Origin of the sequence: Natronomonas sp. (genome assembly GCF_046710025.1) — an archaeon.
Lineage (GTDB): Archaea > Halobacteriota > Halobacteria > Halobacteriales > Haloarculaceae > Natronomonas.
In genome coordinates, this window is the sequence record NZ_JBKEGK010000056.1 from 1 (window position 1) to 12,934 (window position 12,934).

Consider the following 12,934-nt stretch of genomic DNA (forward strand, 5'->3'; position numbering starts at 1 on the left):
CCCGAGGCGTGGCGCGAGGCGCTCAGCGATATCGAACGGCGAGCGATAGAGCGAACCGTCGAGACTGAGTTCGATGCCATCGTGCTCGCCGAGGCCGGGTTGGACCGGATCGGGCTACTCGAAGAAATCGAGTACAGTCGACTGCCGGCTCCGTTCGTCTCCGCACCGGGGCAGGGCGCCCTAGCCGTGACGACGCGCAACGACGGGGTGGCTTCGACGGTTCAGTCCGGCCTCGATCACCCACGAACCCGGGTCGAGACCACCGTCGAGCGGACGATACTCGGGACGCTCGGTGGCGGTTGTGTCGCCCCGATCGGGATCTACGCGGTCGTCCAAGGCGAGTACGTCCAGACGCAGGTCCGGGTGCTCTCGCAGGACGGTACCGAGGAAATCGAGGCGAGCCGGGATCTGTCGGCCGAACGCCACCCAGCGGCGGCGCGTGAGTTCGCCGAGGAGCTGGCCGAACAGGGCGCGAAGGACCTCATCGCCCGCGCGCGGAGGGACGAAGAAGAATGACCGGGACAGTGTACCTCGTCGGCAGCGGGCCGGGGGATCCGGAACTGTTGACTGTGAAGGCGAGGCGGCTCATCAACGAAGCCGACGTCGTCCTCCACGACAAACTTCCCGGCCCGGAGATTCTCGAATCCATCCCGGAGTCGAAACGCGAAGATGTCGGCAAGCGGGCCGGCGGGGAGTGGACGCCACAGGAGTACACGAACCGGCGGCTCGTCGAACTCGCCGAGGAGGAAGCCGATGTCGTCCGCCTCAAGGGGGGCGACCCCTTCGTCTTCGGACGTGGCGGCGAGGAGGCCCAACACCTCGCAGAGAACGGGATCGACTTCGAGTACGTCCCCGGCGTGACGAGCGCGATCGCCGGCCCCGGCGTCGCCGGAGTCCCGGTCACCCACCGCGATCACGCCTCGTCGGTGTCGTTCGTCACGGGCCACGAAGATCCGACGAAAGCGGAGTCGGCGATCGATTGGGGGGCGCTGGCGGCGACGGGTGGCACCATCGTCGTGTTGATGGGGGTCGGGAAGTTGCCGATGTACGCCGAGGAACTGCGTTCGGCCGGAATGGGTCCGGAAACGCCCGTCGCGCTCGTCGAGCGGGCGACGTGGCCGGACCAGCGCGTCGCGACTGGAACGCTCGAGACGATTGTCACGGTGCGCGACAAGCGGGAAATCGAGCCGCCCGCGATCACCGTGATCGGCGAGGTTGCGGCCACGAGAGCCGATGTAGCGGCGTTTCTAAAGGGCGAGTCCAATCCGGAGAGCCAGGAAAAATGAATCATATATTGCTATATCAAATCGCTCTGGCGGCGGAGATCGACACAAACAGGGGGCGGCGATGAGCCGCGTCGCTTTCTTTAGGCCCGACGACGAGCGCGCCAAATCGGCCGCAACGATCGTCCGCGACCTCGGGTGTGAACCGCTCTCGGATCCGATGTTGGCGATCGAGCCGACCGGCGAAACGCCACGGTCAGACGCCGACCACACGGTCTTCACGAGCAAGACCGGCGCGGAACTCGTCGGGACGGCCGGCTGGCGGCCGAGCGGGGCGGTGGTCGCCATCGGGACTCCGACTGCCGAGGCGCTTGAGGCGGCCGATTATACGGTCGATCGGCTCCCTGCGGAGTTCTCCTCCTCGGGACTCGTCGAGGAACTCGCTTCGGACGCCGCCGGGGCCACAGTCGAAGTTGCTCGCTCGGATCACGGCTCCGCAGTCCTCTTGGATGGACTGAACGACGCGGGCGCGTACGTCCACGAGACGGTGCTATATCGGCTTATACGACCAGAAGACGCCGGAAGATCGGCCGAAGCCGCCGCCCGGGGCGAACTGGCGGGCGTCTGTTTCACCTCCTCGTTGACTGTCGAGCACTTCCTCGCCGCCGCCGCGGAGCGCGGGGTCCGGGCCGCGGCGATCGAGGGGCTGCACGGAGCGACGGTCGGCACCATCGGCGAACCGACCCGGAAGACCGCCGAGGCGGCCGGCATCGGCGTCGATGTCGTCCCCGAAACGGCCGAATTCAAGTCGCTAGCCGAGGCCGTCGTCGAACGGCTGTAACGGGTGCGAAAGCAGGACTAAGCGAAGAGCAAAACAGGTCGGCAGGACGCGGACAGGAGGGCTTTTCACCGGCGCGGACCCACCGGCGTGTATGGACGCGCCGCTTTGGACGGACGAACACGCCCCGGAGCGCTCGGAGCTTCCACAGCCGGCGGTCCGAGAGCACTTAGAGCGCGTGGCCGCCGAGCCGATGAACCTCGTCGTGTTCGGCCCCCGCGGCGCCGGCAAGACGGCCGCGATCCGGGCGCTCGCCCGCGAGACCCACGAGGACCCGGACAACGACTTCGTCGTTATCAACGTCGCCGACTTCTTCGACCGGACAAAAAAAGAGATCCGGAACGACGATCGATTCAGGGGGTTTCTCGAGGGACGATCGAGCCTCTCGAAGCGGGACATGATCAGCCACATCCTGAAGGAGCAGGCCTCCTATCAACCGGTATCGGGGAAGTTCCGGACGATCCTCCTCGACAACGCCGAGGCGATCCGTGAGGACTTCCAGCAAGCGCTGCGCCGGGTGATGGAGAAACACTACGAGGCGACGCAGTTTGTCATCGCCACCCGCCAGCCATCGAAGCTCATCCCGCCGATCGAATCGCGGTGTTTCCCGATTCCGGTTCGGGCACCCACTCACGCCGAGACGGTCGCGGTGCTCGAACGCATCGTCACCCGCGAGGGCGTCGAGTACGACGATGACGGCCTCGAATACGTTGCGGGCTACGGCGACGGAAACCTTCGTAAATCGATTCTGGGCGCACAGACCGCCGCCGAGGACGAAGGGGCGGTGACGATGGAGGCCGCCTACGAGGCGTTGGGGGAGATCGGGCTCCGAGAGGAACTCGAATCGATCCTCGCGGCCGCCGACGAAGGGGCCTTCGAGGACGCCCGGGGCGACCTCGACGACCTGCTGTACGATGAGGGCTACGAGGGCAGGGAGGTGCTTAACGCGCTGCTCGGCGCCGCCCGGAGCCGATACGGCGGCGATGAACTCGCGGCGATCCACGAACTCGCGGGCGAGATCGAGTTCGAGATGGCCGATGGAACGTCTGATCGCGTCCACCTGGGGCGGTTGCTCGCTGAATTGGGCCGGTAGGCCCTCGATCCGTCGGGGCGTCGGGCCGTGGTCGGGAGGCAGTCCGAGTTGGCGGGGACAGCTATTTTAAGACGTGCACGTGCCGTGTCAGTGAGGCGTGAACCCGGCGGTCGAACCGGTCCGCGACGGTCCAGCCGGCCGCTTCGGCGGCGTCGCTCCAGACCCGATCGCCGACCAGCACCGCTCGCGGCGCGACACGGCGGAGTTCCGAAAGCGTCCCGCCGACGAGGTCGGAAAGAGAGCTGCCAGCCACCTTCGATTGTCGGCCGTAGGGGGCATCCAAGACCGCGCCGTCGAAGCTCCCGTCGGCGACGGGAAGTCGGGTGGCATCGCCGCGGAGAACCGAGCCGTCGCCGAGGTAGGCCGAGAGGTTACGTCGGGTCCCGCGGACCATCTTCGCCTGCGCGTCGACGCCAACGACGGCCGCACCCGCGAGCCCGGCCTCGACGAGGATGCCGCCGGTGCCGCACATCGGATCGAGAAGCCGGGCGCCGGGCGCCGCTCCGGCGATGTTCGCGAGGGCGCGGGCGTCCATCGGAGCCATGCTCCCCGGTTGGAAAAACGGTTTGTCGGTCGGCTTCCGGGCGGTGAAGTCCCGAACGGTCTCGGCTTCGAGCCATCCGAGCGCCGCGAGCCCAGAGGAAAAGAGCGCGACGAGGGTGTTGTCGGGATCGTCAAGGTCGACGTCAAAGCCCTGATCGACGAGGCGTCCCCCGAGGCGGCGCTCGGCGGCCTGGGTGTCGACCCCCGCGAGCCCCCGGACATCACGGGCCCTGACGGCAACGGTGCCGGTCCGGTCGCGGCCGGCGGTCCGGACAAGTGCGCTCGCAGCCGCCACGTCCGACTCGCAGGTGCCGATCAACCGGCAGATCCGGCGGGTATAGGCAAGCGTCTCGGGGGCCTTGATTCCGCGTGCGGTGGCGACCCCCGGGGCGACGGGGTCGACGGCCGAACAGCGGCTCTCGGCCTCCCGAACCGCGAAGGCGTCGTCCTCGCCGGCCAACTCCAGCAGGTACACGCCCGGACGTGGCCGCCCGCGAGAAATAAACGGCCCGGTCGGAATCGATCGGGACGGCCCGAAAGCTCCGGGATCGGCCGGGCGTTGCTGTTTATGTAGCCCGAGACGGCAGCGACGGAGGTACTTATAAGAAAGCGAGGGCGACGTTACAATCCACACTCACCGCCGCTACGGTGGCGCGCGCTCGGAGCCGTGCCCGAGGGACGGGTGGCGAGCGCGAGCGTGTCGACCCCCGAGGGCCGACTCTCCGTTCTACGTGCGAGAGATGAGTGACGCGAAACCGGCGGAACATATGTTCCGCGAGCGAACGGACGCGGCGCGTCCGTGAGCGAGGCGCGTTGCGCCGAACGAATCGGTCGGGGAGACGTGTGGGCTGCGGGGACTGTTGAGGGGCGTTTATAAGACCCAGCGGGAGAAACTCGGGGCGGAACCACGGATCAAGCAGCTGATCCAATGCTGACTCACCCCCGCGCGCGATCGTAGAGGGTCACGTAGTGGTCGCCGTGGCGGGCCTCGTGTTCCTTCGCGCGCTCGTGAGCGGTCACGCAGTCGTCGATCCGTTGTTCGAGATCGCAGTCGTTGCACTCGATCTTACATGGCATATGTTGACATACATTGTGGAGGATAATCAAGCTAGCGGCGCGAGGATTGAGCCATTTGTTACTACTGACGGTTGCGGAGCCGGAGATCAGCCGGGGGGTTGGAGATCTAAGGGTGCGACCGGGGCGACGGCCGCTTATAAACCGTTGTACGCGTGAGCCTCGAGCGTGTCTAACTCGACGGTGTCGAGGACGGCCTCGTTCGTCGCATGAAGCACAACGGGCGGAACGGTCGTCTCCGGGAGCCGTTGCTCTCGCGTCGCGTCAAGCGCCTCGATCCAGCGGCCGAGACAGAGACACCACTGGTCGCCCGGATCCAGCCCGGGGAACTGTAGGTCTGGCCGCGGGGTGGTCAGGTCGTTGCCGCGCTCCTTGCTGAATTCTAAAAAGTCCGCGGTCATCACCGCACAGAGCTCGTGGCGGCCGCGATCGCCCGGGTGCGTGCCGCAGCAGCCGTCGCGCTCGAACCCGGTTGTCGGATCGGTGCTACAGGGTTCGAGGGACTCGCCGAGGACGTTCGTTTCGGGCATACGATCTGTAGGCGTCGAAGGGACAAAAAGGCCGCCCCGAGGGCGAAAACGCGGGGGGTCGAACCGTAGAGGGCAGTGCCATCGGCGGCGGCGGCGGTGATACCGGTGGTGTCGACAGCGCCGGCGATTTCGCTCAGGGTCGGCGTTTTCGCGGTGGCGGTCGCGTTTTCTCGTGACCGCCCGACCAGACAGCGGCGACACGTGACCGAGCATATTGTGGCGTGCTGTATTGAAAACAATACACAATATTAAGTCACCGGGTGACGAAGGTCTACGTACAATGGCATCTCAGATAGACATCGAAGCCGACACGACGGTCGACGCCCGCGGGGCTGCCTGCCCCGGCCCGCTAATGGATCTCATCGGGAAGATGCGGGACGTGGAGTCGGGCGCGGTTGTACGGCTGTTGAGCGACAACGAGCAGTCGCTCGGTGACGTCCCCGAGTGGGCCGAGGAGGCCGGCAACGAGCTCCTCGAAGTCGTCGAGGGCGATGGACACCACGAGTTCTACGTGGAGAAATCATGAGCGAACACATCGTTATCCTCGGCGGCGGCACCGGGGGTTCGGTGTTGGCGAACGACCTCGCGGAGCGACTCGGGACGGAACTGGAGGCCGGCGAGGTCCGGGTCACGGTGCTCAACGACGGGCCGGATCACGTCTACAAGCCGGTGTGGCTCTACGTCCCCTTCGGATTGCGCGAACCCGAGGACGCCCGCCGGCCGCTCGCCGACCTCATCGACAACCGGGTCGACGTCCGTGAGGAGCGCGTGACCGAGATCGATGCGGACGCGAAGGAACTGGCGTGTCGGGACAGCCACCGCCCGATCGAATACGACCACCTCGTGATCGCGACCGGGTCGACGCTCGCGCCGGAGACGATTCCGGGTCTCGAGGCGGGCGGACACGACTACTACAGCGAATCGGGCGCCGAAGCGCTCCGCGAGGAGCTGTTATCGTTCGATGCGGGACACCTAGTTCTCTCGGTTGTGGGATCGCCACACATGTGCCCGGCCGCGCCGCTGGAGTTCACGTTCATGGCCGACGACTGGCTCCGGGAGCGCGGGCTCCGCGAGGACGTCGAGATCACCTACACCTACCCCATTGGGCGCGTTCACGGCAACCCACACATCGCCGAGTGGGCCCGGCCGATCTTCGAGGAACGCGACATCAGCGCCGAGACGTTCTTCAACGCCGAGTCAGTCGACCCCGAGGCAGGGACGATCACCTCTATGGAGGGGACCGAACTCGACTACGATCTCCTCGTTTCGATCCCGCCGCACCGCGGCGTCGACGTCGTCGAGGCGGCCGGTCTCGGCGAGAACGGATGGGTAGATGTCGACAAACATACCCTCGAAGCCGAAACAGCAGCGGACGTCTACGCCATGGGCGATGCAGCTACAACGGGCGTGCCGAAGGCCGGCAGCGTCGCCCACTACCAGGCGGGCGTCCTCGCACAGCGGCTCGCCAGCCGGATCCGGGGACGGCCCGCGACAGCGACGTACGACGGCAAGACGCTGTGTTTCATCGAAACCGGGATGGACGCGGCGTCGTTTGTCGAGTTCGACTACGAGACCCCACCGTCGCCCGCGCCGCCCTCCGAGAAGCTCCACTGGTCGAAGCTGGCGTACAACGAGTCCTACTGGTTGACCGCACGGGGGCTGCTCTGAGATGGCGGACGGACCCGCGGCCGACGCCGTGATGACCGATGAGGCGTCGGCAGATCTTGAGGCGGCGATCGAGGAAAACCCCGAGGCCGTCGCCGAGTTCGTCCGCCGGCTGGACGCGGTCAACGAGTTGCTCGACGTGCTCTCCCTTGGAGAGAACGCGCTGACCGACGAGATGATCCGAGAGGTCGCCGGAACGACCGCGACGCTCGCCGAATCCGCCGACGGGATCGCGACGGAGGAAACGGTCGGGCTGGCCGAAACCGTCGGCGAAAACGGGGCGGAACTCGAAGCCGCCCTCGAGTCGGTGCTCGAACTCCAGCGGACCGGTGTCCTCGACGAGCTCGTCGAACTCGGCGGCGTCGCGTCGCTTCTGAGTTCGGCTCTCGACGACGAGATGGTCACCTCGCTGGCCGCGACTGGGTCGTCGCTGGGCGAGATCGCCGACATGGCGGCCGAGGAGGACGCCCGTGACGGAATCGAGACTGTGCTTGGGGGGCTCGCCGAGGCCGAGTCGGAGCCGCCGGATCAGGTCGGCCCGATCGAGTTGCTTCGGGCCTCGCGGGAGCAAGAGGTCCAGTACGGCCTTGGGTACGTACTCGCGCTCGCCCGGGCGATCGGTCGGTCGCGGCCGGCGGACGACGGGCCGACGTAGGGTTGAGCACGACGAACCGGCCGAGCAGCTGGAATTCTGGGCACACGGGCAGCTTTCGTCGGTCGTCGTGCAGGCATACTTATCATCCCAGGCGTCGTCGTTTGTGAGTATCCGGTGATCGGATGAGCGAGGCCAGCGAATCAATACGGATTCTTCACGTCGACGACGAGCCTGGGTTCGCCGCCGTGGTCGCCGAGTGCCTCGAACGCGAGTCTGACGATCTCACCGTCGAAACCGCCGACGGGGCTGACGAAGGGATCACTCACCTGCGCGAGCACCGCGTTGACTGTATCGTCTCGGATTACGATATGCCCGGCGAGAACGGCATCGAGTTTCTTGAGCAGGTCCGGGAGATCGACCCCGACCTCCCATTTATTCTCTTTACCGGCAAGGGCAGCGAGGAGATCGCCAGCGACGCCATCTCGGCGGGCGTAACGGATTATCTTCAGAAGGAGACCGGCACCGGCCAGTACGCCGTCCTCGCAAATCGGGTCGAAAACGCCGTCGAACAGTACCGGGCGCAACACGAGATTAAGGCCAGTCAAAAGCGGCTCTCGCTTTTTATTGAACAGTCGCCGCTCGGGGTGTTGGAGTACAACGAGGACTTCGAGATCGTCCGGTTGAACGAGCGCGGCGAGGAGATCCTCGGCTACACGGAGGCGGAGCTACGGGGTCACACGTGGGAAGCGCTCGTCACTGAGGAGAGCTACGAGAACGTCGACGCGGTTACCGACAAACTCGCCGACGCCGAGGGCGGTTACCACAGTGTCGACGAGAACGTCCGCAAGGACGGCGAGCGAATCATGTGTGAGTGGCACAATCGCGTCGTCACCGACGACGATGGCGAGGTCGTCGCGATCTTTTCACAGTTTCAAGACGTCACTGAGCGCCGAAACCGCGAGGAACGGCTTCGGCGAACGACCGCCCGTCTCGAGGCGCTGTTCGAGAACTCCCCGGACGGAGTCGACGTCCACGACGCCGACGGGACCATCGTCGATGCGAACCCTCAGTTGTGCGAGCTGACGGGGTACGACGAGTCGGAGCTGGTCGGCATGAACGTCTGGGATATTGACGTGGCGGTCGATCCGGATGAGACCGCCGACATCTGGGCGGGGATGTCGGTCGGCGACAGGCACGAACTCAAGACGCGATACCGTCGCAAGGACGGCACAACGTTCCCGGTTGAGGTGCACATCAGGCGACTCCGCATCGACGGCAAGGAACGCTTCGTCGCGATCAGCCGTGACATCACCGAACGCAAGCGACGCGAGGCCGAACACGAGCGAACCGAGACGAGCCGTCAGGAGATCCACCGGATCACAACCGCGACGGACCTCCGCGCCGACGCGAAGATCGAGCGCCTGCTCGAGATAGGCCGGGACTCGCTTGGCGTGGAGAACGCCCACATCGTCGAGATCGATCGCGAGGCGAACCGTCACAGGATCAAAGCCACGTCCGGATCGGAGATCATCGATGTCGGGACCGAGAGCGAGCTCTCAAATACGTTCTGCGCAGCGGCGGTCGATACCGACGACGTTCTCGACCTCTCCGCGACGGCGTTGGAGGACGACAACGATAATGAGAGCAAACACGAGCAGTGGGGTGTCGGCTACTACATCGGCACGAAACTCGTCGTCGACGGCGAGCTCTTCGGGACAGTGTGCTTCGTCGATCGCGAGCCGCGCGAGCGGCCGCTGACGGAGGACGAGCGGGCGCTCGTCGAACTCATCGCCCAGTGTGTGAGCCACGTTCTTGAGCGCGAGTCAGCTGGCCGCAGGCGGGAGGCGATCCTCGATCGAATGACCGACGCGCTGGTGGCGGTCGACGACACGTGGCACATTCAGTACGCCAACGAAAGCGGTCGGGCGTTCGTTCGGGGGGCCGACGGTTACGCCGGGTCGGGCGACGGAGCGAGTGACGGGGGAGGCAGCGAGGCGAGTGACGAGGTCAATAACGAGGCGCACAGCGAGGCCGACGACGGGGTTCGTGGGCTTCACCTCTGGGAGGCGCTATCGGCGGCCGACGGGACAGCGTTCCAGGAGGCGTGTCTCGAAGCAATGTCGGAGCAGCGTCCGGCTTCGTTTGAGGGGTACTACCCGCCCAGGGAGCGCTGGCTCGACGTTCGGGCGTACCCGTCCGAGACGGGGGTGTCGGTGTACATCCGGGACGGGACGACCGAGCGCCGGCGCGAGGAGCAGATCGTCGAGCGCCAGCGGACTATCCGAGAGATCTACGAGGCGATCTCAGACGTCGATCACACGTTCGATCGGAAGGTTAAGCGTCTCATCGAGATCGGGCGTGACATCGTCGACACGGAGTACGGGTCGCTCTCGCGGGTCGAGGGCGATGACTACGTTTTCGAGGGTATCGAAGGCGGGGGCGACGATGGGGCGATCGAAGCCGGCGACGTCGTCGATCTCGGAGCCACGAACTGCGAGCGGATCGTCGAAAGCGAGCGATCAGTCGTGTTGGCCGACATCGCCGAGGAAGCGCCCGAACTCACCGGAAAAGCCGGTTACGCCGAGTGGGACATCTCCTGTTATATCGGGACGCCGGTCATCGTGGAGGGGTCGGTGTACGGCACGTTCTGTTTTTACGACACCGAGCCGCGCGAGGCACCGTTCTCGGAGTGGGAGGTCGCGGTTGTCGACCTGATGGGCAAATGGATCAGCTACGAACTCCGGCGGCGGCGCACCGAGGAGCGCCTCCGCCAACAGAACGAACGATTAGAGGAGTTCGCAAGCGTCGTTAGCCACGACCTCCGGAACCCCCTGAGCGTGGCCGCGGGCAACCTCAAGCTTGCCCGCGAGGAGTGCGAAAGCGACCGTCTCGAGGCGGTCAGCGACTCGATCGACCGCATGGAAACGCTGATCGAGAACCTGCTCGCGCTGGCCAGAGAAGGCGAAACGGTTTCAGAGCGCGAGGCCGTCGACCTCGCGGCGGCCGCGGAACGGCACTGGGGGCGCGTCGAAACGGCCGATGCGGAGCTGATCGTTGATATCGACCGGACGGTCGAGGCCGACCCGAGCAGGCTGGCACAGCTGTTCGAGAACCTATTTCGGAATAGTGTGGAACACGGTTCCACAGATGGCCCGGCTGAGCCCGACAATGGCATTGAGCACGACTCGACAACCGATCGGCCGGACGCCGACGACAGCGTCGGGGGCGGCGTAACCGTCACCGTCGGCGAACTTGAAGACGGCTTCTACATCGCCGACGACGGCCCCGGAATCCCCGAGTCCGACCGCGAGCAGGTCTTCGAGGTGGGCTACTCCGACGACGACGGGACCGGCTTCGGGCTGGCGATCGTCAAGGAGATCGCCGCTGCCCACGGCTGGGATGTCGGCGTTTGCGAGGCCGAAACCGGCGGGGCGAGCTTCGAGATCACGGGGATCGACGAGCCCGCAGGTGCGGACGCGGGCCCGAGCGACGACGCGGAGTCGGGCGGAGACGTGGACCCGAACACGGACGTAGAATCGGGGCGATGACGCGATAGTCGACACGGCCGAACCCGAGGCTTCTTTCCCGCGAGTCGCGTACCTGCGGGCATGACGGTATCCGTTCGCGAGGCAACGGAGGCGGACCTTGAGGCGATCCGCGCGGTCGCAGAGGACGCGTGGTACGCCGCGCTGGGTGGCGCGCTCGACCCAGCCGAGATCGCCGCGGCGCTCGAAGCGTATTACGATCCCGAAGTCGTGGGTGCGGGGATCGAGAGCGAGGGCATCGCCTTTTACGTCGCGTCGGTCGGCGGCGAGGTCCGCGGCTTCGCCAGCGCCGAGCGGACGTGGGCCGATGAGGTCGAACTCCACACGGTCTACGTCCACCCCGACCGGTGGGGCGAGGGGATCGGCGAAGCGCTCTTCGAGCGGGTCGAGACGTGGGCGCGAGGCGAAGGCGCGGATCGGGTCGCCTGCGGCGTCCTCGCCGACAACGTCGTGGGGATCGGCTTTTTCGAGTCTGTCGGCTTCGAGCGGGGGCGGACAACCGAGGCCGAGATCGTCGGGGCGGTGTACGACGAGTACGAGTACGAGTACGAACTCCGAGCGTAGCCTGCCGCCGGCCGAAGGCATTAGCCGCCGCCGGACGAACAGACGATATGGATCTGTTTTGGCACCGGCGGGACCCGAGAACGCGTGACAACGCCGGGCTCGCGGCGGCCGCGCGGGCTGGAACGGTCGTTCCGGTGTTCGTCTACGATAGCAGCCTCTTAAATACGATGGGGGACAGACAGCGGGCATTGTACCTCCGGCACATCAAGGCGCTCGAACGTCGCTACCGGGAACTCGACAGCGACCTCGTGGTCCGGGCCGGCGACCCGGATGACGTCCTCGTCGACCTCGCGGCGGAGTACGGCGCTGACACCGTCTTTTATAATACGCACTACCGCGCGGCACAGCGGAACCGACAGCGGGCCGTCGAGGACGCGCTTTCGGGCGCCGGCGTCGACACCGACGCGCGGACGGACCTCGTATTGGTCGGCCCCGAGAAACTGGAGCGGTCCTATCCGAACCACAGCCAGTTCCACAACGACTGGGAGGCGGTCCCAAAACGAGGGTCATACGCCGAACCCGACGCGGACGCCCTCGCCGGGATCAGCGACGGGAAGACGGTCCCGGAGCCCGAGGTCGACATCGAACTGCCGGCGGCCGGCTACCGTGGCGCTCGCGACCGTCTCGATACGTTTGTCGACCACGGGATCACCTCGTACAACGACACCCGAGACGACCTGCGGATGGCTGTCGAGGAGCCGACCCACGCCGTCTCGCGGCTGTCGCCGTATCTCGCGACCGGGGCGATCGGGATCCGCGAGGTGTGGGCAACCGCGAGCGAGGTGTACGACGCCGTCCACGGCGGGGAGCGACGGAACGTCGACAAGTACAGATACGAGCTGTCGTGGCGCGAGCAGATGTATCATCTGCTGTACTACAACCCGGATCTCGCGGTGTCGAACTACAAGTCGTTCCCGAACGACATCGAATGGCACAACGACGACGACGCCTTCGAGGCCTGGACCCGCGGTGAGACCGGGTATCCGCTCGTCGACGCGGGAATGCGGCAGTTGAACCAGGAGGGATACATCCACAACCGGCCGCGACAGGTCGTGGCAAGTTTTCTCAGCAAACACCTCCTGATCGACTGGCGGCGTGGCGCGCGGTACTTCACCAAGCAGTTGCTCGATCACGACTACGCCTCGAACCACGGCGGGTGGCAGTGGGTCGCCTCAACCGGTACCGACTCCGTCGACGTGCGGATCTTCGATCCTGTGAGTCAGGCGAGCAAGTACGACGAGGGGGCGACGTACATCCGCGAGTA

12 protein-coding genes and 1 pseudogene are annotated in these 12,934 nt (G+C 66.0%); 10 read left to right on the forward strand and 3 right to left on the reverse strand.

Going from position 1 to position 12,934, the window contains the following annotated elements:
- The 4 genes and pseudogenes from ACI944_RS05755 to ACI944_RS05770 form a co-directional block, all read left to right on the forward strand.
- Positions 1-516: pseudogene (locus tag ACI944_RS05755) on the forward strand (porphobilinogen deaminase); the annotation flags it as partial.
- The gene (cobA, locus tag ACI944_RS05760; RefSeq protein WP_411718107.1) at positions 513-1,286 is read left to right on the forward strand and encodes a uroporphyrinogen-III C-methyltransferase; all 774 of its coding nucleotides are present in this window, start codon (positions 513-515) and stop codon (positions 1,284-1,286) included. The pseudogene ACI944_RS05755 and the gene cobA, both read left to right, overlap by 4 nt.
- Positions 1,287-1,347: 61 nt before the next feature.
- On the forward strand, positions 1,348-2,064 hold the full coding sequence (locus tag ACI944_RS05765) for a uroporphyrinogen-III synthase (RefSeq protein ID WP_411718108.1): 717 nt from the start codon (positions 1,348-1,350) through the stop codon (positions 2,062-2,064).
- Between the two features lie 91 nt (positions 2,065-2,155).
- Complete coding sequence (locus tag ACI944_RS05770; protein ID WP_411718109.1) at positions 2,156-3,154, forward strand: AAA family ATPase; 999 nt, start codon at positions 2,156-2,158, stop codon at positions 3,152-3,154.
- A 61-nt stretch (positions 3,155-3,215) separates the two neighbouring features.
- Here ACI944_RS05770 and ACI944_RS05775 read toward each other — a convergent pair whose 3' ends face one another.
- The 3 genes from ACI944_RS05775 to ACI944_RS05785 all read right to left on the reverse strand — a co-directional run bounded on the left by ACI944_RS05775 (position 3,216) and on the right by ACI944_RS05785 (position 5,301).
- On the reverse strand, positions 3,216-4,163 hold the full coding sequence (locus ACI944_RS05775; protein ID WP_411718118.1) for a methyltransferase domain-containing protein: 948 nt from the start codon (positions 4,161-4,163) through the stop codon (positions 3,216-3,218).
- A gap of 470 nt (positions 4,164-4,633) precedes the next feature.
- A complete protein-coding gene (locus ACI944_RS05780; protein WP_411718110.1) occupies positions 4,634-4,774 on the reverse strand; it encodes a hypothetical protein in 141 nt (46 codons plus the stop codon).
- Between the two features lie 134 nt (positions 4,775-4,908).
- A complete protein-coding gene (locus ACI944_RS05785; protein ID WP_411718111.1) occupies positions 4,909-5,301 on the reverse strand; it encodes a DUF2237 family protein in 393 nt (130 codons plus the stop codon).
- A gap of 280 nt (positions 5,302-5,581) precedes the next feature.
- Here ACI944_RS05785 and ACI944_RS05790 point away from each other — a divergent pair, with 280 nt between their 5' ends.
- The 6 genes from ACI944_RS05790 to ACI944_RS05815 form a co-directional block, all read left to right on the forward strand.
- Positions 5,582-5,827: a sulfurtransferase TusA family protein gene (locus ACI944_RS05790; protein WP_411718112.1), complete on the forward strand. Its 246-nt coding sequence runs from the start codon at positions 5,582-5,584 to the stop codon at positions 5,825-5,827.
- Entirely contained in the window at positions 5,824-6,969 is a 1,146-nt protein-coding gene (locus ACI944_RS05795; RefSeq protein WP_411718113.1) for an NAD(P)/FAD-dependent oxidoreductase, read from the forward strand. The genes ACI944_RS05790 and ACI944_RS05795 overlap by 4 nt, the downstream gene beginning before the upstream one ends.
- A gap of 1 nt (position 6,970) precedes the next feature.
- Complete coding sequence (locus ACI944_RS05800; RefSeq protein WP_411718114.1) at positions 6,971-7,621, forward strand: DUF1641 domain-containing protein; 651 nt, start codon at positions 6,971-6,973, stop codon at positions 7,619-7,621.
- 122 nt (positions 7,622-7,743) lie between these two features.
- Positions 7,744-11,109 carry a PAS domain S-box protein gene (locus tag ACI944_RS05805; RefSeq protein ID WP_411718115.1) on the forward strand — a complete coding sequence of 1,122 codons (3,366 nt, stop codon included), beginning with the start codon at positions 7,744-7,746 and terminating at the stop codon, positions 11,107-11,109.
- A 60-nt stretch (positions 11,110-11,169) separates the two neighbouring features.
- Positions 11,170-11,670, forward strand: coding sequence for an N-acetyltransferase family protein (locus ACI944_RS05810; RefSeq protein ID WP_411718116.1), 501 nt, complete (start codon positions 11,170-11,172; stop codon positions 11,668-11,670).
- 47 nt (positions 11,671-11,717) lie between these two features.
- Positions 11,718-12,934 (forward strand): cryptochrome/photolyase family protein (locus tag ACI944_RS05815; RefSeq protein ID WP_411718117.1); only part of this gene is annotated, 1,217 nt, incomplete at its 3' end.